Source organism: Chitinophaga chungangae (assembly GCF_017742215.1).
GTDB lineage: Bacteria > Bacteroidota > Bacteroidia > Chitinophagales > Chitinophagaceae > Chitinophaga > Chitinophaga chungangae.
The window spans coordinates 425079-449443 of sequence record NZ_JAGHKP010000002.1; the positions used below are offsets into that span (position 1 = coordinate 425079).

General features: G+C 54.2%; 24 protein-coding genes. 10 read left to right on the forward strand and 14 right to left on the reverse strand.

Annotation, left to right across the window (positions count from 1 at the left end):
- Positions 1-91 precede the first annotated feature (91 nt).
- From J7I43_RS09765 to J7I43_RS09795, 7 genes are all read right to left on the reverse strand, one after another.
- On the reverse strand, positions 92-1168 hold the full coding sequence (locus J7I43_RS09765) for a HesA/MoeB/ThiF family protein (RefSeq protein WP_209145485.1): 1077 nt from the start codon (positions 1166-1168) through the stop codon (positions 92-94).
- A 46-nt stretch (positions 1169-1214) separates the two neighbouring features.
- Positions 1215-2273: a M48 family metallopeptidase gene (locus tag J7I43_RS09770; protein ID WP_209145486.1), complete on the reverse strand. Its 1059-nt coding sequence runs from the start codon at positions 2271-2273 to the stop codon at positions 1215-1217.
- 3 nt (positions 2274-2276) lie between these two features.
- On the reverse strand, positions 2277-2822 hold the full coding sequence (locus tag J7I43_RS09775; protein WP_209145487.1) for a GNAT family N-acetyltransferase: 546 nt from the start codon (positions 2820-2822) through the stop codon (positions 2277-2279).
- 68 nt (positions 2823-2890) lie between these two features.
- Positions 2891-3187, reverse strand: coding sequence for a c-type cytochrome (locus J7I43_RS09780; protein ID WP_209145488.1), 297 nt, complete (start codon positions 3185-3187; stop codon positions 2891-2893).
- Between the two features lie 110 nt (positions 3188-3297).
- Complete coding sequence (serS, locus tag J7I43_RS09785; protein WP_209145489.1) at positions 3298-4569, reverse strand: serine--tRNA ligase; 1272 nt, start codon at positions 4567-4569, stop codon at positions 3298-3300.
- Positions 4570-4609: 40 nt separating this feature from the next.
- The gene (locus tag J7I43_RS09790) at positions 4610-6277 is read right to left on the reverse strand and encodes an NAD+ synthase (RefSeq protein ID WP_209145490.1); all 1668 of its coding nucleotides are present in this window, start codon (positions 6275-6277) and stop codon (positions 4610-4612) included.
- A 42-nt stretch (positions 6278-6319) separates the two neighbouring features.
- Positions 6320-7048 carry a porin family protein gene (locus J7I43_RS09795; protein WP_209145491.1) on the reverse strand — a complete coding sequence of 243 codons (729 nt, stop codon included), beginning with the start codon at positions 7046-7048 and terminating at the stop codon, positions 6320-6322.
- 20 nt (positions 7049-7068) lie between these two features.
- Between J7I43_RS09795 and gldB the strand changes: the two genes are divergently transcribed.
- Complete coding sequence (gene gldB, locus J7I43_RS09800) at positions 7069-8100, forward strand: gliding motility lipoprotein GldB (protein WP_209145492.1); 1032 nt, start codon at positions 7069-7071, stop codon at positions 8098-8100.
- 100 nt (positions 8101-8200) lie between these two features.
- On the opposite strand, the gene apaG is transcribed toward gldB, so the two are convergent.
- The 5 genes from apaG to J7I43_RS09825 all read right to left on the reverse strand — a co-directional run bounded on the left by apaG (position 8201) and on the right by J7I43_RS09825 (position 10976).
- Positions 8201-8587, reverse strand: coding sequence for a Co2+/Mg2+ efflux protein ApaG (apaG, locus tag J7I43_RS09805; protein WP_209145493.1), 387 nt, complete (start codon positions 8585-8587; stop codon positions 8201-8203).
- Between the two features lie 83 nt (positions 8588-8670).
- On the reverse strand, positions 8671-8997 hold the full coding sequence (locus J7I43_RS09810) for a DUF4157 domain-containing protein (RefSeq protein WP_209145494.1): 327 nt from the start codon (positions 8995-8997) through the stop codon (positions 8671-8673).
- 91 nt (positions 8998-9088) lie between these two features.
- A complete protein-coding gene (locus tag J7I43_RS09815; RefSeq protein WP_209145495.1) occupies positions 9089-10015 on the reverse strand; it encodes a DUF5777 family beta-barrel protein in 927 nt (308 codons plus the stop codon).
- A gap of 19 nt (positions 10016-10034) precedes the next feature.
- Entirely contained in the window at positions 10035-10583 is a 549-nt protein-coding gene (locus J7I43_RS09820) for a YceI family protein (RefSeq protein ID WP_209145496.1), read from the reverse strand.
- Between the two features lie 21 nt (positions 10584-10604).
- Complete coding sequence (locus J7I43_RS09825) at positions 10605-10976, reverse strand: hypothetical protein (RefSeq protein ID WP_209145497.1); 372 nt, start codon at positions 10974-10976, stop codon at positions 10605-10607.
- A gap of 200 nt (positions 10977-11176) precedes the next feature.
- On the opposite strand from J7I43_RS09825, the gene J7I43_RS09830 reads away from it, so the two are divergent.
- The gene (locus tag J7I43_RS09830; protein ID WP_209145498.1) at positions 11177-12451 is read left to right on the forward strand and encodes a UDP-N-acetylmuramoyl-tripeptide--D-alanyl-D-alanine ligase; all 1275 of its coding nucleotides are present in this window, start codon (positions 11177-11179) and stop codon (positions 12449-12451) included.
- A 328-nt stretch (positions 12452-12779) separates the two neighbouring features.
- Here J7I43_RS09830 and mce read toward each other — a convergent pair whose 3' ends face one another.
- Complete coding sequence (mce, locus tag J7I43_RS09835) at positions 12780-13181, reverse strand: methylmalonyl-CoA epimerase (RefSeq protein WP_209145499.1); 402 nt, start codon at positions 13179-13181, stop codon at positions 12780-12782.
- Between the two features lie 100 nt (positions 13182-13281).
- Between mce and J7I43_RS09840 the strand changes: the two genes are divergently transcribed.
- The 8 genes from J7I43_RS09840 to J7I43_RS09875 all read left to right on the forward strand — a co-directional run bounded on the left by J7I43_RS09840 (position 13282) and on the right by J7I43_RS09875 (position 22868).
- Positions 13282-14442 carry a cysteine desulfurase family protein gene (locus J7I43_RS09840; RefSeq protein ID WP_209145500.1) on the forward strand — a complete coding sequence of 387 codons (1161 nt, stop codon included), beginning with the start codon at positions 13282-13284 and terminating at the stop codon, positions 14440-14442.
- A gap of 12 nt (positions 14443-14454) precedes the next feature.
- Positions 14455-14781, forward strand: a complete 327-nt coding sequence (locus J7I43_RS09845) for a HesB/IscA family protein (protein ID WP_236023350.1) — start codon at positions 14455-14457, stop codon at positions 14779-14781.
- A 123-nt stretch (positions 14782-14904) separates the two neighbouring features.
- Positions 14905-15642: a gliding motility-associated ABC transporter permease subunit GldF gene (gldF, locus tag J7I43_RS09850; protein ID WP_209145501.1), complete on the forward strand. Its 738-nt coding sequence runs from the start codon at positions 14905-14907 to the stop codon at positions 15640-15642.
- A 3-nt stretch (positions 15643-15645) separates the two neighbouring features.
- Complete coding sequence (gene gldG, locus J7I43_RS09855; protein WP_209145502.1) at positions 15646-17361, forward strand: gliding motility-associated ABC transporter substrate-binding protein GldG; 1716 nt, start codon at positions 15646-15648, stop codon at positions 17359-17361.
- Positions 17362-17411: 50 nt separating this feature from the next.
- Positions 17412-18365 carry a TerC/Alx family metal homeostasis membrane protein gene (locus tag J7I43_RS09860; protein ID WP_209145503.1) on the forward strand — a complete coding sequence of 318 codons (954 nt, stop codon included), beginning with the start codon at positions 17412-17414 and terminating at the stop codon, positions 18363-18365.
- 63 nt (positions 18366-18428) lie between these two features.
- Entirely contained in the window at positions 18429-20921 is a 2493-nt protein-coding gene (locus J7I43_RS09865) for a bifunctional UDP-N-acetylmuramoyl-tripeptide:D-alanyl-D-alanine ligase/alanine racemase (protein ID WP_209145504.1), read from the forward strand.
- Between the two features lie 63 nt (positions 20922-20984).
- Positions 20985-21653, forward strand: coding sequence for a lipoprotein signal peptidase (locus J7I43_RS09870; protein WP_209145505.1), 669 nt, complete (start codon positions 20985-20987; stop codon positions 21651-21653).
- 243 nt (positions 21654-21896) lie between these two features.
- Positions 21897-22868: a sulfite exporter TauE/SafE family protein gene (locus tag J7I43_RS09875; RefSeq protein ID WP_209145506.1), complete on the forward strand. Its 972-nt coding sequence runs from the start codon at positions 21897-21899 to the stop codon at positions 22866-22868.
- Positions 22869-22943: 75 nt separating this feature from the next.
- Here the strand turns inward: J7I43_RS09875 and fumC are convergent, their stop codons facing one another.
- The gene (fumC, locus tag J7I43_RS09880; RefSeq protein ID WP_209145507.1) at positions 22944-24341 is read right to left on the reverse strand and encodes a class II fumarate hydratase; all 1398 of its coding nucleotides are present in this window, start codon (positions 24339-24341) and stop codon (positions 22944-22946) included.
- Between the last annotated feature and the right edge of the window lie 24 nt (positions 24342-24365).

A 24365-nucleotide genomic window follows, 5' to 3' on the forward strand; every position in this document is an offset into this window, starting at 1 on the left:
GCGCCTTTTCGCAAAAATTCAGCAAAATTCATTCCACCGGGGCGCCTGATGTTATTCGTTATACCATCCTTTGAAATTTGTACGCAGCGGGTTAATATACGTTCATCGTATCGTCGATTTCCTCGGCCCAGGCGTGTATGCCCCCCGTTACGTTGTACACCTGCTGGAAACCGTTCTTCAGCAAATGTTCCGCAACGGCTTTGCTCCGCATTCCATGGTGGCAGATCAGCGCGATGGGCGTTTCTTTGGACAGGCCGGGAATCGAAGCGTCGATCCGCCGCATGGGAATGTGCAGCGCGCCTTCGATATGGCAGATGTCCAGCTCTTCTTTTTCACGCACGTCTATCAGCTGGAAATCGCGGCCTTCTTCCAGCCAGGCGTTCAGCTCCCGCACGGTGAGGAATTGCATCAGCACTGGGTCGCAGGCTACGTCTCCGTAAGTTTCCTGCAGTTCCGTAATGTTATGATTGTTGGGATCGGTCTGGAAAGAAAATACCTGGTGCGTGTTGTCGAGGATGTTGATGGTCAGCAATTGATTGGCGAGCGGCTCGCCGATGCCGCAGATCACTTTTACCGCTTCGTTGGCCTGGTAACAGCCCACGATGCCGGGCAGTACGCCCAGCACGCCGATGGCATTGCAGTCCGGCGCGTCGCCGGGCTCGGGGAACAGGCAGCGGTACGTGGCGCTGCCTTTGTAGTTGAACACGCTCACCTGTCCTTCGTACTGGTAAATAGCGCCGGAAACGAAAGGTTTGCCGAGTATCACGCAGGCGTCGTTGATGAGATACCGCGTGCCGAAGTTGTCCGAACAGTCGATCACGACGTCGTATTGCGCGATAATGGAAAGTGCGTTGGAAGTGTTGAGGAAAGTGTTGTGGGGAATGAGCTCAACATCGGGATTAAGCTGCCGCAGCCTTTCAACGGCCAGTTCCAGCTTGGGTTTGCCTTCGTCCGCCGTTTGATACAGCACCTGCCGCTGCAGGTTGGTAACGGATACTTTATCTTCTTCGGCGATGCCGATACGCCCCGCGCCCATCGCGGTGAGATATTGCAGCACCGGCACGCCCAGGCCGCCGGCCCCCACCACCAGTATGGCGGCTTTCCGCAATAATTCCTGCTTTTCGTTGCCAAACCCGTTGAGCCTGATCTGGCGGTCGTATCGGTTCATAAAATATCCTCCCCCGGTTTAAATTTCGGAATTTTTTATTGGCGTGTCAATACTCGGCCCTGATTTGTTTCCAGGTGGCCTGCATGGCGGCCGGCATGGTTTCCCCCCGCGCCGGTTTCATTTCTTTTTTTACGTACCCGATGCGGTTGTCCATATCGGGGTGGCTGCTCAGCCATTCCGACGGCGCGCCGCCGCCCTCCGTTTTAAGTGTGCCGAACAGCCAGATATACCCTTCCGGGTTGATGTGGCGGGCTTCCAGCAGGCGCAGGCCGTTGAGGTCCGCTTCTTTTTCAAGGCTGCGGGAATATTCCAGGTTCTTCAGCGAACTGGCATTTTCGACCAGTACCGCGCTCACGCCCGTAAGATCGCCGAAAATAAGGCTCACGGCCATGTACGTGCCCAGCGACTGCATCAGCGAGCGCGTGGTGTGCCGCAGCTCCACATGCGAGTATTCATGCGCCAGCAGCGCCGCCAGCTCTTCCGGCCGCCGCATTTTATCGAGCAGCCCGCTGAACACCACGATGTGCCCGCCCGGCACCGCGAAGGCGTTCACCTGTTTTTCCTCCACCACGGTGATCTGCACCGGGTATTTCGTTTGAATATCGAGCTGTTTGAAAAACGTGTTCACCAGCTCGGTTTTTTCCGGTAATATCTTGTATTCTTTGATCAGCTGTCCGTATGCTTCGTTCCCCATCTTCACTTCATATTCCACCGGCATGGTATTGGCCAAACGGCCCGCCAGGAAAGGCACGAGCCAGAAATAAACAAGCGCCAGCAGGCCGGTCACCACCGCGCCCGCGGTCAGGAAAACGGCGGCGGCCGTGGGAAAAGCGCGTTTCTTTTTCCGCAGCTTCTTTTCGGCAAGCGCGGCAAATTCGCCGGACGATACGCGCAGCGTTTGCTGCGGCAGGCCGATGTGATGCAGCTCCATGCCGGCGGCGGTATGTTTGCCTTCCATCACGTTGTACCAATACCAGTGCACCACGCGCGGGTTGCCGTGCGCGTCCCTGAGATGGATCTCTATTTTGTCGTTTTTCAGGCTCACTTCAGCGACCTGCACATTGTCCGGGGAATCGTAGGAATAATAGCCCTGGTAAAGGTTCATAGGTTAGTCGGTTTTCAGGTTTTTAGACATCACCACCAGGTCTACCCAGTCGCCGTTCGGCTGCCTGACGCCTTTGGGGATGCGGCCATGCTCCACAAAATTAAAGTTCCGGTACAGCTGGATGGCCCTTTCGTTGGTAGCCAGCACTTCAAAATGGATAGTGGTAATTTGCGGGTGGCGCTCCGCCCAGCGGATGCCCGCGGTGAGCAGCCTCCGCCCGATGCCCATGTTCCAGTATTTATGCAATACGGCCAGGCCCATCAGCGCCATGTGGTATTGTTTTTTGTAACGGCTGCGGTTGAGGCTGAAGATGCCCGCGATCTGGCCTTCCACGTCGGCCACCAGCAACAGGTTCTCGGGCCGTTCGAGATACGAGCGGATAAACGCTTCTTCTTCCTGCACGTTCATTTTCATCGCTTCTTCACGGGTGAAAAGCAGGAAGTCCGTTTCGCCGGTGAACTGCTGGAAACAGGCCAGGCACCCGGCCGCGTCGGCGATGCCGGGCTGGCGGATTACGAGCTGCTGACCGTTGGGAAGAAAATGATGCATGATCACAAATATAAAAAAAGCGGCCCTTGCAGGCCGCCTTTGATTGTTAATTCGTTAGGAAAGCTAACTCAGGAAGCTTTGGCATGTTTGGTCACGAAAGCGAGCACGGCGGCTTTCTGATCTTCGTTGAGTTTTGCTTTGGGGGCCATCCTGTCTATGATCCGCGGCCATTTTTCGGCGGTGCGCGTTTCAGGAAGGCGGTAGCCATGGCAACGGGCGCATTTTTCCTTGAAAATGGCTTTGCCGTCGGATTCCTCGTACTTCGAGAAAGCTGCTTCCACCGCGGCGGTGTCTTTAGGGTTCAGTCCCGCAGAGCAACCGTACAGCACCACGGCGATCAGGCATAACTGGATTAGTGTTTTCATAATTTGCATTTTAAGACCTGGTAACAAATTAACGTAAAAAAATTAAAGCGTACAGGCATGCTTGTACGCTTTCTTAGAATTTAATACGATGTAATCGCCGGGACGGTTGCTCACGCAATACGGTCGCTGCCGAAATAATGGTGCAGCGCCTCCGGCAGCATGATGCCTCCGGGCGTCTGGTTATTTTCCAGCAGGCAGGCCACGATCCTGGGAAGCGCCAGGGAGCTGCCGTTCAGCGAATGTACCAGCTGATTCTTACCGTTCTCGTCTTTATACCGGATCTTCATCCTGTTGGTCTGGTAGCTTTCGAAATTGCTCACGGAGCTTACTTCCAGCCATTTTTCCTGCGCGGCGGACCATACCTCGAAGTCGTAGGTCTGCGCGGATGTAAAGCTCATATCGCCGCCGCAAAGGTTCAGGATGCGGTAAGGCAGGTTCAGCGAAATGAGCAGCTTCTCCACATGCTGCACCATTTCCTCCAGCACGGCGTATGATTTATCGGGCTGCACGAGTTGTACCAGCTCTACTTTTTCGAACTGGTGCAGGCGGTTGAGGCCGCGCACGTCTTTGCCGTAAGAACCGGCTTCGCGGCGGAAGCAGGGCGTGTAGGCGGTCATGCGCACGGGCAGCTCGCTTTCTTTCAGTATCTCGTCGCGGTAAATGTTGGTAACGGGCACTTCCGCGGTGGGTATGAGGTAGAAATTGTCTTCGGTCACAAAGTACATCTGCCCTTCCTTGTCAGGCAGCTGGCCGGTGCCGTAGGCGCTGGCTTCGTTCACCATGTAAGGCGGCAGCACTTCCGTATAGCCGTTGGCGGTATTGTAGTCCAGGAAGTAGCTGATCAGTGCGCGCTGCAGCCTTGCGCCCTTGTTTTTGTAAACAGGGAAGCCGCTCCCGGTGATCTTGTTGCCCAGCTCGAAATCGATCAGGTCGTATTTTTTCGCGAGGTCCCAGTGCGGCACAGAACCTTCGGCCAGCACGGGTTTGGAGCCACCGCCGCGTACTTCCACGTTATCTTCGGGCGTTTTTCCCTGCGGCACGTTGGCGCCGGGCAGGTTGGGCAGTTTCACGAGGGTGTCGTGCAGGTCTTTCTCCGTTTTGCGGAGCGCTTCGTCGATCGGGCCGAGGGCCTGTTTAAAAGCGGCCACGTCCTGCTTGCGGGTTTCCGCGCCGGCTTTATCGCCCGATGCCATCAGTTTGCCGATCTCCTTTGAGGCCGAATTTATCTTCGCTTGCGTTTCATCATACTCCAACGTCAGCTTCTTCCGCTGATCGTCCAGCGCCAGCACTTCCTCCACGATACCGGGCTCTTTAAAATGCTTCACAGCCAGCCTTTCCAGTACCAGTTCCTTGTTCTGACGAATAAATTGTACCTGTAACATTATTGCTCTTGAATTTGGACAAAGATAACGGGGTTCGCGCTTAACTCAAATATTTCCCCACAATTGGCACCCTGCGCCCTACGCCAAAGGCTTTGGACGATACGCGGATGATCGGGCAGAACTGGTTGCGTTTGTATTCGTTGGTGTTCACCATTTTCAGGGCGCGGGCCACCAGCGCTGCGTCGTAACCGCGGGCTACGATCTCCTTCGGCCCCTGCGTACGCTCGATGTACTGGTACAGTATCCTGTCCAGCACGGCGTAATCTGGCAGGCTGTCGCTGTCTTTCTGGTTGGGCCGCAGTTCGGCGGACGGCGCTTTTTCGATGATGTTCACGGGGATGATCTCCCGGTTGCGGTTGATGTACCGCGCCAGGGCGTATACCTGCATCTTGTACACGTCGCCCAGTACGGAAAGGCCGCCGGCCATATCGCCGTAGAGCGTGCCGTAGCCGGTGCTCAGCTCGCTTTTGTTGGAAGTATTGAGCAAGATGTAGCCGAACTTGTTGCTCAGCGCCATCAGCAGGTTGCCGCGGATGCGGCTCTGGGTGTTCTCTTCAGCCACATTGAAGGGCAGGCCGTGAAAAAACGGGTCCAGCGTATCGAGGAAAGTTTCGTAAATGTTGTTGATGCGGATCACATCGTAAGGGTTCTCCAGGTTGCGGGACAGCGCCACCGCATCGTCTACAGAATGTTCGGTGGAATAGGGAGACGGCATCAATATCGCGCGCACGTTTTCCTTGCCCAATGCCTCCACCGCCAGCGCCAGCGTCACCGCGCTGTCTATGCCGCCGGAAGACCCGAGGATGGCCTGTTTGAAGCCCATCTTCCCGAAATAGTCGCGGATGCCCAGCACAATGGCGTCGTATATCCGGTCGATGTTATGGTCGAACTCCAGCTCTTCCAGCGTGGCTGCTTTTGGCGTAGTACCGCTTGCCGGCCGCTTTTGCTGAAGATCGGTGAAATTGAAGCTGCCGGTGGCTTCGGCGAAATACGGCATCTGCAATACGAGATTGCCTTCCGCGTCGAACACCATGGAGCCGCCGTCGAACACGATCTCCGTCTGGGAACCGACCGTATTGCAGTAATACATGGGCAGATGGTATTTCATCACGTTGGCGCGGATGATCTCGCGGCGGCTTTCGTCGTGGTTGTAATCGAAGGGGGAGGCGGACAGGTTGATCATTACGTCGGGCTGCTGCTCCATCAGTTTGTCCATCGGGCAAATGCGGTACAGCGGGTTGTCTCCCAGGTTCCAGATGTCTTCGCAAATGGTCACCGCCAGTTTTTTCCCTTTGAAAGGGATCACCTGCCATTCGAAGCCCGGCTCGAAATACCGGTGCTCGTCGAACACATCGTAGGTGGGCAGCAGCGTTTTATGGATCACCTGCTGCACTTTGCCTTCGTACAGGAACCAGGCGGCGTTAAAAAGGTCTTTGCCTTCGGGATTGGGGTTCCGGTGCGGGGCGCCTACCAGCACGGCCACGCGGTGGGTATGACTTTTTATCTCGTCGATGGCAGCATAACTGCGGGCGATGAAATCTTCGAACTCCAGGAAATCCCTCGGGGGGTAGCCGCACACGCAAAGCTCCGAAAAAACGACGAGGTCTGCCCCCTGCTGTTCCGCTTCCTGTATGGCTTTAACGATCTTGGCGGTGTTTGCTTCAAAGTTCCCGATATGATAGTTCTGCTGGGCTAAAAAGATGTTCATCCGTTCTTTTTTTCTGCTGCAAAGGTACGCCTAATCGACGGTTTAAAAATAAACCCCGAGGCGCAGCACGAAGTTGTTGGTATTGATGCGGCCGTCGTCCCATTTACTGTTGCGGGTAACGTCCACGAAGTTGTTCTGGTAAATGAAGCCCAGCGTGCCGGTGAGGGTTTCGGTGAGGGGATAATCTACGCCGCCGCCCAATACCAGCCCGGCTATCAGCGGGTTCACGTCTTTGAGGATCTTCACCTTCTCGTATTTCTGCTGGCCGCTGATCACATTGGCCCTGGCCCTGATGGGGAAACCGGCGAAGCCGCCGAACTGGCCCCAGACGCCCACGCCGCGGTCGGTGTCTGTACGGAGCTTAAGCGTGATGGGTGCTTCGATGTACTGCAAACGGATGTCGTATTCTGAAGCCGCAGCGTTGTAATCGTCCAGCCCGAGGCCGGTCTCGTATTGCATTACGCTGCCCATATGACTGATCTGCAAGCCGGAACCGATGGCGTAATTGCCGGATTCGTCGAGGAAAAAGTCGGCCAGGATGCCGTAGCTGAAATAAAACCGGCCGCTGTTGCGTTCCACGCCATTATCCTGTGCTTTCAGCAACGAAGCGCCGGGGTCGAGCTTAAAGCCCAGGCGCATCCTGCGGCCTGTTTTTTCGGACAACGAACTGCTGAGCGTTTGCTGCGCCTGCGCGGCCAGCGAAAACACGAGCATGGAACAAAGGGCAAGTAAAGATTTCCGGAATAAATTGTTATGCAATATTTTTACCATCTCTAAAGTTTTAATGGGCGATGCAAAATTATAAGAATAAATATTTCCTCGCAGCCTTATTCCTGACCGGCTGGATAATTTCAGGATGCGGTGGCGGGAAGAACGTTCCCGATGTAAGCCACATTCCCATCGACGTGAAAATACGGCGGTTCGACGAAGCTTTTTTCCGTACCGATACCAATAACGTGGCGGCAGGTTTAAAATTGCTGGCGGAAGATTATCCCCGCTTCGCCCCCCCATACTTTACCCACATTCTCAACTTCGGCCCTTTTTCAGACACCGGCCGGCTGATGCAAATGCAGGCGCACGACTTCCTGGTGAATAAAGACTTCAGGGCGTTGCAGGATTCGGTGGAAACACACTTTAAAAACATACAACCCGTAGAAGCCGCGCTCACACAGGCTTTCAGGCTCACCAAATATTACATTCCAAGGTTCGAGGCCCCGCAGGTGGTGAGCTTCATTTCCGCCATCGGCAATTTTGGGGCAGTGGTAATGGATTCCACGGTGGGCGTAGGGCTGGACATGCATATGGGCGCGGACTTCCCGGTGTACCGCCTGGTGCCCGATTACCCGGACTACGTGGTACGTAAATTCACGCCGGAATATATACCCGTGAACGTGATGAAGGTGGTGCAGGAAGACCTGTTCCCGCCGCACCAGGAAGGTGCGCAGCTGGTGGTGAAGCTCATCGATATGGGCAGGCAGCAGTATTTCCTCGAAAAGGTATTGCCCGAAACGGACGAAGAAATACGGTTGGGGTATACCAAAGAACAGCTGGCCTACTGCAACGAAAACGAGGAGATGATATGGCAGTATTTCGTGCAGAACAAGCTATTGTACACTACGGACTGGCAGGACATCATGCGTTACACCGGCGAAGGCCCCAGCACGCAGGGCATGCCCGCCGGGGCGCCGGGGCAGATCGGCGCGTACCTGGGTTACCGCATCGTGCAGGCGTACGTAAAACGCAACCCCGATATGTCGCTGGAGCAACTGATGGCGGAAAAAGACGCGATGGCGATCTTCAACAAAGCAAAATACCGGCCGTAACGGCGGAAAGGAAAAGAAATAAGGAAAATGCCTTGAGCTGAGGAAGCAGTACAGGGAAAATATGCCCGGCCAGCAACGGCCGTGGCAGCGGGCGCCGGGATTAGTTCATTTTGAACGGTACCACCATCTGGAATTCCGGGATCTTCACGTCGAACAGCTTTTTGTTCAACTGGTTCTCCATCTGGTAAGTGCCGTACATTTTGCCGATTTCCGTGCGGAGATTGGAGCCGGAAACGTATTGGTAACTTTCGTTGGGGGCAAGCAGCGGCTGTACGCCCACTACGCCTTCCCCTTCCACTTCGCGGTGGGTGCCGTTGGAATCGATGATATACCAGTGGCGGCGGAGCAATTTTATCGGGAATGTGTTGTTATTTTCGATGGTAATGCGGTAGGCAAACATGAACTCACTTCCTATCGGATTGGAGTAATCCGGCTGATAAAACGTTTCCACGCTGATCGTGATTCCTTCTGTGACCTTCTTGACCATATGATCAACCTTTGACGTAAAAATAAGGAAAATACCCACGTTGCAACATTTTTTTATCCTGCCCCCGGGGTTTTAACGATTCTTTAGGCTATTTCCACACCATCCAGCTCGGTGGCGTTATGCTCGGCCTGGCGGGCGTCTTTTTCGAAAGGACTGTTGTAGTAGCCGAACCTTACCCAATCGTTGACGTACCGCCAGAGAAAGGGAAAAAAGCCGTGCTGCCGGTACTGGCGCACATGCCGCACCTCGTGCCGCACCCAGCGGGTATTGGCGAGAAAGGTTTCCCGGCTTACCCCGTGCAGGTGAATCACCCGGCCAAACACGATGGCAATGGCGCTGCTGCCCATTTTCAGGGCGGCCAGTCTGGCCACCCACGAGTTTTCCCTGATCCGGCAATAAAGCTTTTCCATGGGCGCAATTTAAGGGAAACGAGGTTGCACCGCAAAAAGCTGCCGGCCACAACGGCCGGCAGCAGCAATCGGAAATGTAAGCTGGCAGAGATTATTTACGCAGCGAGAACCTTCTCGAAATATTGAAACCCCAGCGGAACTGACCCTGCGTCCAGGTAGTGACCGTTTCGGGGATGAACTGGTTTTCGAGGATGGCGGTGGAGTTGGTGAAGTTCAGGTGAAACACGTGCCCGCCGGTTTCGATCTCCACGCCCACGCCCAGCGAGTTGTAGAACTTCGTGCCGCGGGATTCGTAGTAGTCCTTACTTTCTTCGTCGCGGAACGGCACGAAATAATCCACCACCAGCGCTACTCTTTTCGAGAAACGCAGGCGGCCGCCCACGCCCATGGCAAACATGTTGTTCATGTCCTTATACCCCACGCGGTTGCGATGCACATACGTAGGCAGCACCGCCAGCGAAATGATGTCGCCGAACTTGCGGGAGATGATGGCCTGCGCCGTGTAGCTCATTCGGCTGCTGAAGCTGTCGAAATAATTGACGTCGCTTTTTTCCGGGCTGCTTTTCATGCCGCTCGCCACCACGTTGCCGAATACGGTAACGCCAATGGGTATACGGTTGTCCATGGTCTGCTGCAGCACTTTGAACTTGCCCAGCACTTCGTACATCTGTGAAAAATTACCGCTTCCTTTGGCACGGCTGATACCGGCGGTAAGGCGGTCGGTAATGCCGTATTCGAAAGCGATGCGGATGTCCGTGGAATTGTCCATCCCGAAAAAGGTGCTGGAGCCGCCGCCCGAGCCGCCGATGTCGCCAAAGCGGTGCGCCACGCGGAAATCGAGGTCGCCTTTGGCGAGCGTTTCGTTGCTTTGGCCGTTGATGATGCGGGTGCTTTTAAAAGTAGCGATCACCGGGTCGCGGCGAACGGAATCTTTCCCGAACAGTTCGCCCAGGTTGTCCTGCGCCATCGCGGCGGGCGCCGCCAGCAGCAGGACTGATAACATGCGGATGTGCAACATATCGTTGGTTTGTAATTTTTTATTTGTTTACGGCCGAGTACACGGCTTCCACCGTTACTTCCACTACTTCGGCGATGTTTTTCACCACCAGGCTGGGAATTTTGATCTTATGGTCCGCCACGCGCACGTTGAATTTCGATTTGGCCGACACCACGCCGTTCTGCACCGTGATCGTGCCTTTTTCGCGGTAGGTTTTGGTAACGCCGTGCATATCCAGCGTGCCTTCCACGGTAACGGGGTACACCCCGTCCTTTTTCAGGTCCACGTTTTCCACCACCTTGCCTTTAAATTCAGCGTGGGGGTATTTATCGCTTTCGAGATAATTTTCGTTGAAATGTTCCTGCATCAGTTTTTTCCTGAATTGGAACGTATTGATCGGCACTTTGAAATAAATGGCTTTGGTGGCGGTGTTGATCGCGGAAACGCCCTGCGTGGTTTTGGCTTCAATGTCTTCCAGCGGCGCGCTGGAATAGAAGCTGAAGGTAACGTTGCGGCAGGACTGGATATCCTGCGCAAAACCGGCGAGGCCGCCGCATAACAGGCAACATATGAACAGGAATTTTTTCATCTGGCGGATTTGAAAGGTGGATCAATCAGGCATGCCGTTGCTCACCCAGCATGCGATGGAATCGCGCGTAGCGCGGGACAGCGGGGGGAAACCCTGGCTTTGCGGCATGTCCGCATTCTGGCTGGTTACACGCAGCGTCCAGCTGGCGCCGTTGGCGCTGATGTAACTTTTGAGTTTGGCGGGCGTGGAGAAATCCGCGATCAACGGCGAGCCGGTGCCGGGATGGCAGCTCCTGTTGGTGCAGTTTTCCTGTACGATGGCGTACACGCGGGCGCTTTTGATATCCACCGAGGCGCAGTTGGACGGCGTTACCGGTTCGGGCGCCTGTTCGGAAGTACAGGCCGTCAGGCTTATTCCTGTCAGGAGAACAAGGTTGATCAATAATCGTTTCATCCGTTGGTTATTTGTCTTTTTAAAGGCCGGATGGAACCTTGCATGGGCATCATGCTCGGTTTCATACGCTTGAAAGTTGGTATTGTATAGGCTTGCATAGGTTTTTATACGGCAGCTGACGGAGATGGGTTGCCTTGTTCGAAAGATAATAAAGAAAATGAGGGAATCCATTCCTTATTTTTGTATCAAATCTTTGCGTTTTGAACATCGAACAGCTTTACCGGCATTATCTCCAGCATCCGTCCGTACAAACCGACACCCGCAAGCTGCGCGCGGGCGATATTTTTTTTGCGCTCCGCGGCCCGAACTTTAATGGCAACGAATATGCCGCGGCCGCGCTGGAAGCGGGCGCCAGCCTGGCCGTAATAGACGATCCCGCATTTGACACGCAGCCCGGTAAAACGATGCTGTTTCCCGATGCGCTCAAAGCCTTGCAGGACCTTGCGCTGCATCATCGCCAACAATTGCGGATACCTTTTATCGCCATCACCGGCACTAACGGGAAAACCACTACGAAAGAAATGGTGCGCACGGTACTGGGCGCGGCGTTCCGCACGCATGCCACGGAAGGCAACCTGAACAACCATATCGGCGTGCCGCTGACCATACTCGGCATACCGCAAAACGCGGAGATGGCCGTGATAGAAATGGGCGCGAACCATCGCGGGGAAATAGCAGGATACTGCAAAGTAGCGCTGCCCACGCACGGCCTGATCACGAACATCGGGAAAGCGCACCTTGAAGGGTTCGGCAGTGAAGAAGGCGTGCGGCTGGCCAAAGGCGAGTTGTACGATCACCTGCGGGAAAACGGGGGAACGGTGTTCGTTTGCAAAGATTATCCCTATCTCGTGGAAATGAGCAAAGGCATTGACAATATCGTTACCTACGGCCACGAAGAAGCGGATTACGCGGGCGCGCCTTTTCCCGGAACGGCGCTGCTGGAGCTGGAAGCCGTGGAAGCGGGCCATGTGCGCACGCAGCTGGTGGGCGAATACAACTTCCCCAATGTAATGGCGGCTATTGCCATCGGGCTGCATTTTAAAGTGCCGGGCGAAGTGATAAGGAAAGCGATCGAAGGATATACACCTTCCAACAACCGTTCGCAGATTGTAAAACAGGGCAGCAATACCGTGATCATGGACGCATACAACGCCAATCCTTCAAGCATGAAGGCCGCGGTAGAAAATTTCGCCGGGCTGGACGCCAAACAAAAAGTACTGTTGCTCGGCGCGATGAAGGAACTGGGGGAAGACAGCCAGAAGGAACACCAGGCCCTGGCGGATCTGTTACTGCAAAGTCATTGGAAAGCGGTGGTGCTGGTCGGAAAAGAATTTGCAAAAGTGAACCATCCGTACATTTATTTCGAAACAGCTGAAGAGGCCCGGAAATGGCTGGGGCAGCAGGCTTTCGCGGATACGCATATATTGGTGAAAGGCAGCCGCAGCGTGGGGATGGAAAAGGTGCTTGGATCATGAAATAATTGAAGACAAACACAGCAATTGAAAAATAAAAAGGCCGGGCCAACATCCCAATGCCGAAGTGTGCGACGCAACGGCGGCCGAAAGACGGTCCGCCGCCGGCTTCACCGTCCTCAAACGGCTTAAAAAAATAAACCTGCGAGTTAAAAAACTCACAGGTTTTCATAACCTATGCCAACTTTAGAGTTATGTTAGAAAGCCCGCAGGCTTCGAATTGCTTCTCAAATAAGTAAGTATTCCTTACTTACTCTATTATCAACGCACGATTCAATAAAAGGTTTAAATAGCCGTGACATTTTTTTTGACAAACCAGCAAGTCGCTGATTTACAACTTCTCCTGCGTCAGCTCCACCAGGATGCCGTTCGTGCCCTTCGGATGAAGGAAACAAACCAGCTTGTTATCCGCCCCCGGTTTCGGCTCGGCATTTAACAGTTCGAACCCTTCCCCCTTCAGCCGTTCCATTTCCGCTTTGATATCCGCCACTTCGAACGCGATATGATGCACCCCCTCCCCTCGTTTTTCCAGGAACTTCGCGATAGGACTGGTTTCCACGGCCGCTTCGAGCAATTCGATCTTTGTGTCGCCCTGCCTGAAAAACGCTGTAGACACGCCTTCGGAGGCGATTTCCTCGGTTTTGTAACACGGCGTGTTCAGCAATTTCTCGAACAGCGGTACCGAGGCCGATAATGATTTTACGGCAATGCCGATGTGCTCTACTTTTAGCATATTCTGACAACTTTTGAAATATAGACGGAAACTATCGCACCATCGGCCCATACGATGGCCCAACCCGGTAAAAGTAGAACTTATATCGTAATTTTGCAGGATGCAGCAGCCGCCTGTATATCTCGATTACAACGCCACCACGCCCTGCGATCCGCGGGTGCTGGAAACCATGTTGCCCTTCTTCAACCGGCATTTCGGCAACGCCGCCTCCCGCAACCACGCGTTCGGCTGGGCGGCCGAAGAAGCGGTGGACCATGCGAGGCAGCAGGTGGCCCGGCTTATCGGCGCGGAACCGCAGGAAGTGATCTTTACCTCCGGCGCTACCGAAGCCGTAAACCTGGGCATCAAAGGGCTTTTTGAAGCATACGCCGGCAAAGGCAACCACATCGTTACCGCCGGAACGGAACACAAAGCCGTGCTGGACACACTTTCGCACCTCGAAAAACAAGGCGCGTCCGTAACCCGGCTGCCAGTGAACGCCGCCGGGCTGATCGATCCGACGGAACTGGAAGCCGCCATCACGGCGGAAACCATCCTGATCGCCATTATGTACGCCAATAACGAGACCGGCGTGATACAGCCAATGGCGGATATCAGCCGCATCGCGCGGGAAAAAGGCGTGATCCTGTTTACCGACGGCACGCAGGCCGTGGGCAAAATACCGGTGAACGTGCAGCAGGAAGGCATCGGCATGATGGCGCTGAGCGCGCACAAACTGTACGGGCCCAAAGGCATCGGCGCGTTGTACGTGAGAAGGCGCGGCCCCAGGGTGAAGATCACCGCGCAGATGGACGGGGGCGGCCACGAACGCGGCATGCGCTCAGGCACGCTCAACGTTCCGGCCATTGCCGGGCTGGGCAAAGCCTGTGAACTGGCGGGCGCCGAAATGGCAGTGAACGCCGAACGGCTGTCTGCCATGAGGGACAGGCTGGAAACGGCCATTTTAGCCCGGGAACACGCCACCATCAACGGTTCCGGCGCGCACAGGCTGCCGCATGTAACCAATATCGCCTTCCATGGCATACCCGGCGACGCACTGCTGCGGGCCATAAGCCGGCAAATTGCCGTATCTTCGGGCTCAGCCTGCACTTCCGCCCTCCCGGAACCGAGTCATGTACTGACGGCCATGGGCCTGGAGGAAGAACTGGCACATTCTTCGCTGCGTTTCGCATTGGGAAGATTTACGACGGACGCAGAGATTGATTTTGCCATTTCGGCCGTGGAGAATACGATCCGTGAATTCAATGAAATAGTAAAATAAAACCGACGAATCATGATTTTTATAAGCGATAAAGCCAAAGAAAAAGTAGACGCACTGAGGGCGGAAGGCACCCTGGGGCATGACTTCTTCCTGCGGGTTTCCGTAGTGGGAGGCGGCTGCTCCGGCCTGAGCTACAAACTGGATTTCGACAATGAGACCAAACCCAAGGACCAGGTATTCGAAGATAAAGGCATCAAAGTAGTGACCGACCTGAAAAGTTTCCTATACCTCTGCAATACCACCCTTGAGTTCTCCGAAGGCCTCAACGGCAAAGGGTTCTACTTCAACAATCCGAACGCGGCACGCACCTGCGCCTGCGGCGACAGTTTCGCCGTATAACCGCGACCACATACGATTTTCACCATAAAAGCCGTTTGGAAACTATTCCGGACGGCTTTTTTCTTGTTTAAAAAGAAATAACGGATAACGGAAAAATCAAATATTCTATATTTGTCATCGTCTATGTACGCGATCTTCAAAAAAGACCTCCACCAGTTTTTCAGCAGTATTACAGGTTATGTAGCCATCATCCTGTTCCTGCTCGCCAACGGCCTTTTCCTTTTCGTTTTCCCGGACACCAGCCTGCTGGACGCCGGGTATGCCAACCTGGACGGTCTTTTTGAGCTGGCGCCCATGATCTTCCTCCTCCTGATCCCCGCCATCACCATGCGCAGCCTGGCAGACGAATTCAGGAGCGGCACCATGGAACTGCTCAGCACCAAACCCCTCACCTGGTGGCAGATCGTTTGGGGAAAATACTGGGCCTGCCTGCTGATCGTGCTCATCGCCCTCATCCCAACCGTCACGTATTACATCGCCATGGGCCAGCTGGCCGCCACCAACAACCAGCTGGACGGCGGCAGCATTCTCGGCTCATATATCGGCCTGCTGCTGCTGGGAGGCGTGTTTACCGCCACCGGCATCTGGGCCTCGTCGCTCACCGGCAACGCCGTGGTGGCGTTTTTGGTCGCCATATTCACCTGCTTCATCCTTTACAACGGTTTCGACGCGCTCAGCAAAGTGCCGGTGTTTTCGGGCGGGGCGGACTATTACCTCAAAATGGCCGGCATCCGCTATCATTACGACAGCATCAGCCGCGGCGTGGTAGACAGCCGCGACATCGTGTATTTTTTCAGCCTGACAGGCCTGATGCTCTACCTCACCAAAATTTCACTGGAACGCAAAATCTGGCAGGGATAAATTATGGAAGCAACGAGAAAGGATAAACGAAAAAAATACCTCCAGCGCACGCTCGGCGTGCTGGCCGTGATCGTTGCGCTGAATATTGCCGCGGCTTACCTGCATGGCCGCTGGGACCTTACCGCCGAAAAACGTTACACCCTCGCCGCTTCCACCCGCAGCCTGCTCAAAAACCTGGATGCGCCGGTAACCATCGAAGTATACCTGAAAGGCAAATACCCGGCGGGTTTCCGCCAACTGGCGGATGCCACGCGCGAGCTGCTCGAAGAGTTCCAGCAGTACGGCGGCAACAATATCCGTTTCCAGTTCCTCAACCCGGGCACCGACCTGCCCGATTCCATGCGCGCGAGCTTCCAGGATTCACTGATGGCGCGCGGCATACTGCCGTTTAATTTGCAGGTGCAGGAAGACAGTAAAGACGCGTTCGCCGAAAGGCTCATCTTCCCCGGCGCATTTATACAGTACAAAGGCCGCGAAACCGCCATCAACCTGCTGAAAAGCCAGGGCGGAATGGACCCGATGGCCGCGCTCAACAACTCCGAAGCGCTGCTGGAATACAAATTCGCCAGCGCCATTTACCAGCTGCAGCGGGAAGCGCCGCCGCTCGTAGGTTATATGCTCGGCCACGGCGAGCCGGAAGGGCCCAATGTGTACGACGCGCTTAAAACCCTGCACGAACAATACCAGGTAGACACCATCAACCTGCGCAGCGATCCGTACATCCAGCGCGAGTTCGACGCTATTATGTTCGTGCGGCCCACCCAAACGTTTACCGACGAAGACAAGCTGAAAATAGACCAGTACGTGATGAACGGGGGCAAAGTGATCTGGTTTATCGACAATCTTACCGCTTCGGTAGACAGTCTGCGCGGCCGCGACTTCGTGGCATTCGACCGCGGGCTGCAGCTCGAAGACCTGTTGTTTAAATACGGCGCCCGTGTGAACCTGGACCTGGTGCAGGACCTTCAGAGCGACATCATCCCGCTGGTGGTGGGCAATTTTGGCGACAAACCGCAGATACAGCCCGTGCCTTTCCCGTATTTCCCGCTGTTTACCCCTACCAATGCACATCCTATCGTAAAAAACATGGACCTGGTGATGAGCCGTTTCGCCAATTCGGTAGACACCATCAAAGGCGGCGACATCCGGAAAACCATCCTGCTGGCCAGTTCAGACCACAGCCGCACCCTTCGCGGGCCGGTGCAGATCACCCTCGAAAGCGTGCAGCAGCAGCCCAATCCCCGCGATTACCGCATGCGGGGCATACCGGTGGCCGTTTTGCTGGAAGGGCGTTTCCCCTCATTATTTAACCATCGCCTGGGCGCGGAAGAACAAAAAGCCCTGGAAACCGCTTCAGGCAAACCTTTCAAAGCCATTGCAGATACCATCGGCAAAATGATCGTGGTGGGCGATGCGGATATTGTCGCTAATGCTGTTTCCCAAAAAAACGGCCCGCTGCAGATGGGCGTGAATGAGTTTAATCCGCAATATGTATTCGCCAACAAGGAATTTTTTCTCAACAGCATGGAATACCTCACCAGCAAGGCCCCCATTATGGACACCCGCAATAAGGAACTGACGCTCAGGCTCCTGGACGCCCAAAAAGTGAAATCGGAGCGCACCAAATGGCAGATCATCGCGTTTGCCGTGCCCATTGGCGTTATCCTGCTGTTTGCCATGGTGTTCCAGTTCATCAGGCAGCGCAAGTATGCCGGGTAAAACCTCGGGGAATCCATTATCTTTGCTGTTCATTAAATTTTCCGCTTTGCATGACACCGCAACAATGGACGTACGCTGTATTTGGTATTGTTATCGTCTTGGCTTTGATTTTCGACCTTGGACTTTTAAGTAAAAAAGGACAGGTAATTTCCATTAAAAAAGCATTAATACAAACCTGCTTCTGGGTTGCCCTGTCATTCGGCTTTTTTGCATTCGTCTGGGTAGAGAACGGTTCCAAAATGGCCGTTGAATACCTCAGCGCCTACCTGATGGAATGGTCGCTTTCCATCGACAACATTTTCGTTTTCATCCTCATTTTCGGTTTTTTCAAGATCAAAGAAACCAGTTATGCGCGCGTGCTGCTCATCGGCATCCTCATGGCTATCGTGTTCCGCGCCATCTTCATTACCGTAGGCGTGGCGCTGATCGCGCAATTCGGCTGGATATTGTACATCTTCGGCGCGTTCCTCGTGTATACCGGCATTAAAATGTTCATGGTAGACCAGCACGAAGAATTTAAGCCCGAAGAAAATTTCGCGTACCGTTTTATGCAGAAATACATGCGCATTTCGCATGCGGAGCCCAACGACCGTTTTACCATCAAACACAACGGCAAAGTGTATTTCACCGCGCTGGCAGTAGTGGTGGTAATGCTAGCCGTAACGGATATCGTGTTCGCGCTCGATTCCATCCCGGCCGTGTTCGCCATCTCCAAAGAGCCGCTGGTAGTGTACACATCCAACATTTTCGCGGTGCTGGGGCTGCGTTCGCTGTTTTTCCTGCTGAGGGGCGCAGTGGACAAGTTCGATTACCTCCAGCAGGGCATCGCCATCGTGCTGGTGTTCATCGGCCTCAAAATGCTCGCGGAGATCTGGCACTTCAAGCTGCCGGTTTGGGTGAGCCTGGTCGTGATCGTAGTATGCCTGGCCGGCTCCATCGTTTATTCCATCCTGTTCGACAAGAAGCTGCCGGTGAAACCGGTTGAAGAAAAGATAGAAAGTTAGTTAGTCGGAAAGCGCCCGGGAAAGAGAGTCCCCGGGCGCTTTTTCAGTAAAAACCATATTAAATTGTATACAGCAGAAAGTATCAGCAAGATCCTGAAGGGTGAATTGATGCAACAGACCGGGTACCCGGAGATCGAACATATTTTGCTGGACAGCCGCAAATTACTTGTTGCCGAAACATCCTTGTTCATTCCCCTTGTCAGCGAACGCCGCAATGCTCATCAATACATCGATGAGCTGTACAAAAAAGGCGTCAGCAATTTTATTGTCAGCGAACCAATCGCCGCGGGGCTTTTCCCGAAAGCCAACATCATTCTCGTAAAAAACACCCTGCAGGCGCTGCACACGCTGGTTGCATATCACCGCCAGCAATTCCAGGTGCCGGTGATCGGAATTACGGGCAGCAACGGTAAAACCATCGTGAAAGAATGGCTCTACCAGCTGCTGGAAAAGGATTACAACATCGTGCGCAGCCCAAAGAGCTATAACTCACAGATCGGCGTGCCTTTGTCCGTCTGGCAGATGAAGCCCGAAAACCAGCTCGCTATTTTCGAAGCCGGCATTTCGCAGCCGGGCGAAATGGTGAATTTGGAAAAGATCATCCGTCCCACCATCGGCATTTTCACCAACATCGGCGAAGCCCACAACGAAGGGTTCCTGAACATCCGCCAGAAGGTGAACGAAAAACTCGTGCTGTTCACCCGCAGCGACGTGCTGATCTATTGCAAGGATTATCTCGCGCTGAACGAGTGCGTCAACAACTTCCATAACCTCGTCGGCAAACGCGAGATCGAGAACGATATGCAGCTGCTCACCTGGAGCCGCAAGACAGACGCCGACCTGCGCGTTATCGGCATAGACAAAAACGATAACCACACCCGCATCGATGCGTTGTACAAACAGGAACCGCTGTTCATCCGCATACCATTTACAGACGAAGGCTCCATCGAAAACGCGATCCATTGCTGGGCTTTAATGCTCTGGCTGGGCAAGCCGCACGACGTGATCCAGGAAAGGATGGACCATCTCGGCAACATCGCCATGCGCCTGGAAATGAAACAGGGCATCAACAATTCGAGCATCATCAACGACAGCTACAATTCCGATCTCGGCTCGCTCGCCATTGCGCTGGACTTCCTGCAGCAGCAGCGCCAGCACCCCACGCGCACGGTGATCCTCAGCGACATCCTGCAGTCCGGCAAAAGCGAAGGTTCCCTTTACGAAGAAGTGGCCGGCATGCTGGAAAAAAAAGGGATACAGAAACTGATCGGCATCGGCAAACATATTTCGCGGGAAAAACAGAGCTTTCAGAAAGTGAACGCCGCTTTTTACGCGAGCACCGAAGAATTTTTACAAAAAGTTAACACGGCCGATTTCCAGAATGAATCCATCCTGGTGAAAGGCGCGCGCGTATTCCAGTTCGAGCGCATCGGCAAACTGCTGGAACAGAAAGCGCACCAAACGATACTGGAGATCAATCTCAGCGCCATTGCGCACAACGTTAAAGCGTACCAGGCCATTCTCAAGCCCGGCGCCAAACTGATGGCGATGGTGAAAGCCTTCGCGTACGGCAGCGGCACTTACGAAATAGCCAGCCTGCTGCAATTCCACGGCGTGGACTATCTCGCCGTAGCATATGCGGACGAAGGCGTGGAGCTTCGCCGCGCGGGCATTACATTGCCTATCATGGTGATGAACCCCGAACCGAGCAGCTTCGACGCCATTCTTCAATGGAACCTCGAACCGGAATTATATTCCATGAACATACTCGACCTGTTCGAAGAATCGGTACGGTACGCGAACAAAACCAATTACCCGGTGCACATCAAGCTGGACACGGGCATGCACCGCCTCGGCTTCGAATCGCACGACGTAACAATATTGGCACAGCGATTGAATGCAGAAGGGCTTTTCAGGGTACAATCCATTTTCAGTCACCTCGCCGCCAGCGAAGACCCGTCGATGGACGCTTTCACCCAAACACAAGCGGAGCGTTTCGCCAAAATGAGCGCAACGCTGCAACAACAGCTGGGTTACGCCGTGATACGCCACATCGCCAACAGCGCGGCCATTCACCGCCAGCCCGAACTGCAGCTAGACATGGTGCGGCTGGGCATCGGCATGTACGGGGTAGACAGTGCGGGCGCGTTCCAGGACAAACTTCGGAACGTGAGCACGCTGAAAACCACCGTGGCACAGGTAAAACGTATACCGGCGGGCGACACCGTGGGTTACGGCGCCACCTGGAAAGCCGGCGGCCCGTCCGTGATCGCCACCGTGCGCATCGGGTATGCGGACGGTTACAAACGCAGCCTGGGCAACGGGAAAGGGCAGATGAAAATACGCGGCAAACTGGCGCCGGTAGCGGGCGTAGTGGCAATGGACATGCTGATGCTGGACGTTACGCACATTCCTGACGTGGCGGAGGGCGATGAAGTGATCGTGTTCGGGGAAGATCTTTCCGTGCAGCAGCTGGCAGAATGGGCCGGCACCATTCCGTACGAGATCCTGACGGGCATTTCGCAGCGGGTGAAACGCGTATATTACCAGGAATAAAACAAGCTGGTAACGGATTACCATCTTTGAAATAATACATTATTTTTGAGAAAATTTGAAGTTTTGAAATACCGACACATTGTTTTAATAGTAGTGCTGATCTTGATCGTGGACCAGGCTTTGAAATTTTGGATCAAGACCAACATGACCATCGCTGAGCAATTCCCTGTTATTTCCGACTGGTTTTTCATCCATTTCATTGAAAATGAAGGCATGGCCTACGGCCTGAAGTTCGGCGGAGAATTCGGAAAGATCGCCCTTACGCTGTTCCGTTTGATCGCGGTGGTGATAGGGTTCTTTTATATGCGGAAACTGGTGAAGGAAAAATACCACAACGGTTTGCTGGTATGCGGCGCGCTGATATTGGCGGGCGCTGCGGGCAACCTGATAGACAGCATGTTCTACGGCCTGATCTTTTCCGAAAGCACCCGTTACGAGCTGGCGCAGTTCATGCCCGCTGACGGTGGCTACGGAACGTTCCTGCATGGCAATGTGGTGGATATGCTGTATTTCCCGCTGTTCGACGGTACTTTGCCCAACTGGGTGCCGATCTGGGGCGGGGAGCACATTATTTTCTTCCGGCCGGTGTTTAACATCGCGGATGCGGCCATTTCCGTGGGCGTGATCACGATCCTGCTGTTCCAGAAGCGGTTTTTGCACAAAAAAACAGAAGCGGGCGGGCAGCCGGTGAGCAGCACCCCCGCGATCGACGATACACAGAAGGTGATGTAGATTTTTCAAACTTTACGATATGGAGAGGCGCTGTGTGACGGCGCCTCTTTTTATTTGGGCACTTTCCCCTGCAACGTGCCCGCATACACTGCCGCCCGCCCGCATCGGAAAACCCCTGCGGGGAAACCCATCCGGCCGCCGCCATCATTTTTTTAAAGCGAGGAAGCAAATAATTTGGATTTACCAGGGATTAGCCATACTTTTAGTCTATAATTCCTGTAGACTATATTAGTATTATAATTTATGTCGCATAATGAGGTGATAGATAAGGTCGAGCAACGCGTAGCTACCGTTGAAACACAAAAGGTGCTGATAGACCTCGTGAACGAGGACAATAAAAAGCAGCGCTGGATTTGGGTGACCATCGGTATTTCCGTGCTGGTGGTGGTTGCCGGCCTCTGGTTCACCTACAACTACGGCATTTCCCTCGATCAGCAGACCCGCATCGTGCAGTTCACCCGCAGTGTGTTTACAGACAAACTGCTGTTTTTCATGGGCGTGGGTCTTACCGCGCAGGTAATAGATGGCGCCCTGGGCATGGCTTACGGCGCCACCTCTTCGTCGCTGTTGCTGGGGCTGGGCGTTTCGCCTGCGATGACCAGCACCAGCGTACACGTAGCCGAAGTGTTCACCACAGGCGCCTCCGGCATTGCACACTTCAAGCTCGGCAACGTCAACAAAAAACTGTTCCTCCACCTGTTGATCCCAGGCATGATCGGCGCTATTACAGGCGCTTATCTTTTGTCTGACAAAATAGACGGCGACATCATCAAACCTTTCATGAGCGCTTATCTCATGATCCTCGGCGTTTTGATCCTCCGCAAAGCCCTCCAGCGCAACAAACCGAAAAGCAAAACCCGCAGGCTAGGCCCCCTGGCTTTTTTCGGCGGTTTTATGGACGCCATCGGCGGCGGCGGTTGGGGCCCCATCGTTACTTCCACCCTGCTCAGCAAAGGCCGTACGGTGAATTACACCATCGGTTCGGTGAATGCGGCGGAGTTTTTCATCTCTGTGTCCAGCGCGGGCACTTTTCTTTTATTTAACGGCATAGACAGCTGGCAGGTGATCATCGGCCTGGTGCTGGGCGGCGTGATCGCATCGCCTTTTGCGGCCATTCTCGTGAAAAAGATGAAACGCAAACCGCTGATGATCCTGGTAGGCGTATTGGTGATCGCCATGAGCCTCCGCACGATCATCATGGTTTTCTGGAAATGATCTTCCTGAATCGAACGATAAAAAAAAAGAGGCTTCGTACGAGCCTCTTTTTTTATGATGTTATGATGAATAATATCAGATCTTACCGACCATGTTGGCGGGCACTACCCAGGCATCAAATTCCCCGGGCGTTACATAACCCAGTTTCACGGCCATTTCTTTCAGCGTAGTGCCTTCTTTGTGCGCTTTCTGCGCAATTTCAGCCGCTTTGTAATAACCGATCTTCGTGTTGAGGGACGTAACGAGCATCAGGGAATTGTCCACGTGTTTTTTGATGTTTTCCTCGATGGGCGCGATGCCTTCGGCGCATTTGTCGTTGAAGCTCACGCAGCCGTCGCCGATGAGGCGGGCGGAATGAAGGAAGTTGTAGATCATCATCGGTTTGAACACGTTCAGCTCGAAGTGGCCGGTAGCGCCGCCGATGTTGATGGCTACATCGTTGCCCAGTACCTGCGCGGCGATCATGGTGAGCGCTTCGCATTGGGTGGGGTTTACTTTGCCGGGCATGATGGAAGAACCGGGCTCGTTGTCCGGGATAAACAGTTCGCCGATGCCGGAGCGCGGGCCTGAACTGAGCATACGGATATCGTTGGCGATCTTCATCAGGCTAACGGCTACGGTTTTCAGCGCGCCGTGCGCTTCCACGATGGCGTCGTGCGCGGCGAGCGATTCGAATTTGTTTTCGGCGGTCACAAAAGGCAGGCCGGTAAGCTCCGCGATCTTTTTCGCAACGTTCACCGCGTAACCTTCCGGCGTGTTGATGCCTGTGCCTACGGCAGTGCCGCCCAGGGCCAGTTCGCTGAGGTGCGCAAGCGTGTTATTGATCGCACGCAGGCCGTGATCGAGCTGGGAAACGTAGCCGCTGATCTCCTGGCCGAGTGTGAGCGGCGTGGCATCCATAAAATGGGTGCGGCCGATCTTCACCACGTGCATAAATTCCTTTGATTTTTTTGCAAGGGTGTCGCGCAGTTTTTTGATACCGGGGATGGTCACTTCCAGCAGCATTTTGTAAGCCGCAATGTGCATAGCGGTGGGGAAGGTATCGTTGGATGACTGTGATTTGTTCACATCGTCGTTCGGATGCACCACTTTGTCTTTATCGGTCAGCTGCCCGCCGTTGATCACATGCGCGCGGTAGGCCACCACTTCGTTCACGTTCATGTTGCTTTGGGTGCCGGAGCCGGTTTGCCAAACCACCAGCGGAAATTCCGCGTCCAGTTTGCCTTCGAGTATCTCGTCGCACACTTTCCCGATCAGGTCTGATTTTTCTTTCGGCAATACGCCCGCTTCGAAGTTGGTGAGCGCGGCGGCTTTTTTCAGGTAAGCAAAGGCGCGGATGATCTCTTTCGGCATCCTGTTAATGTCCTGCGCGATCCTGAAGTTGTCGATGGAGCGTTGGGTTTGTGCGCCGTAATACGCGTTGGCCGGCACTTTCACCTCTCCCATCGTGTCTTTCTCTATCCTGAAATCCATATGCTATAATTTTGGAGCACAAAA

Coding starts and splice junctions, on each gene's coding strand:
- J7I43_RS09765 (WP_209145485.1), bottom strand. CDS start 1,168: ATGAACCGATACGACCGCCAGATCAGGCTCAACGGGTTTGGCAACGAA.
- J7I43_RS09770 (WP_209145486.1), bottom strand. CDS start 2,273: ATGAACCTTTACCAGGGCTATTATTCCTACGATTCCCCGGACAATGTG.
- J7I43_RS09775 (WP_209145487.1), bottom strand. CDS start 2,822: ATGCATCATTTTCTTCCCAACGGTCAGCAGCTCGTAATCCGCCAGCCC.
- J7I43_RS09780 (WP_209145488.1), bottom strand. CDS start 3,187: ATGAAAACACTAATCCAGTTATGCCTGATCGCCGTGGTGCTGTACGGT.
- serS (WP_209145489.1), bottom strand. CDS start 4,569: ATGTTACAGGTACAATTTATTCGTCAGAACAAGGAACTGGTACTGGAA.
- J7I43_RS09790 (WP_209145490.1), bottom strand. CDS start 6,277: ATGAACATCTTTTTAGCCCAGCAGAACTATCATATCGGGAACTTTGAA.
- J7I43_RS09795 (WP_209145491.1), bottom strand. CDS start 7,048: ATGGTAAAAATATTGCATAACAATTTATTCCGGAAATCTTTACTTGCC.
- gldB (WP_209145492.1), top strand. CDS start 7,069: ATGCAAAATTATAAGAATAAATATTTCCTCGCAGCCTTATTCCTGACC.
- apaG (WP_209145493.1), bottom strand. CDS start 8,587: ATGGTCAAGAAGGTCACAGAAGGAATCACGATCAGCGTGGAAACGTTT.
- J7I43_RS09810 (WP_209145494.1), bottom strand. CDS start 8,997: ATGGAAAAGCTTTATTGCCGGATCAGGGAAAACTCGTGGGTGGCCAGA.
- J7I43_RS09815 (WP_209145495.1), bottom strand. CDS start 10,015: ATGTTGCACATCCGCATGTTATCAGTCCTGCTGCTGGCGGCGCCCGCC.
- J7I43_RS09820 (WP_209145496.1), bottom strand. CDS start 10,583: ATGAAAAAATTCCTGTTCATATGTTGCCTGTTATGCGGCGGCCTCGCC.
- J7I43_RS09825 (WP_209145497.1), bottom strand. CDS start 10,976: ATGAAACGATTATTGATCAACCTTGTTCTCCTGACAGGAATAAGCCTG.
- mce (WP_209145499.1), bottom strand. CDS start 13,181: ATGCTAAAAGTAGAGCACATCGGCATTGCCGTAAAATCATTATCGGCC.
- J7I43_RS09840 (WP_209145500.1), top strand. CDS start 13,282: ATGCAGCAGCCGCCTGTATATCTCGATTACAACGCCACCACGCCCTGC.
- J7I43_RS09845 (WP_236023350.1), top strand. CDS start 14,455: ATGATTTTTATAAGCGATAAAGCCAAAGAAAAAGTAGACGCACTGAGG.
- gldF (WP_209145501.1), top strand. CDS start 14,905: ATGTACGCGATCTTCAAAAAAGACCTCCACCAGTTTTTCAGCAGTATT.
- gldG (WP_209145502.1), top strand. CDS start 15,646: ATGGAAGCAACGAGAAAGGATAAACGAAAAAAATACCTCCAGCGCACG.
- J7I43_RS09860 (WP_209145503.1), top strand. CDS start 17,412: ATGACACCGCAACAATGGACGTACGCTGTATTTGGTATTGTTATCGTC.
- J7I43_RS09875 (WP_209145506.1), top strand. CDS start 21,897: ATGTCGCATAATGAGGTGATAGATAAGGTCGAGCAACGCGTAGCTACC.
- fumC (WP_209145507.1), bottom strand. CDS start 24,341: ATGGATTTCAGGATAGAGAAAGACACGATGGGAGAGGTGAAAGTGCCG.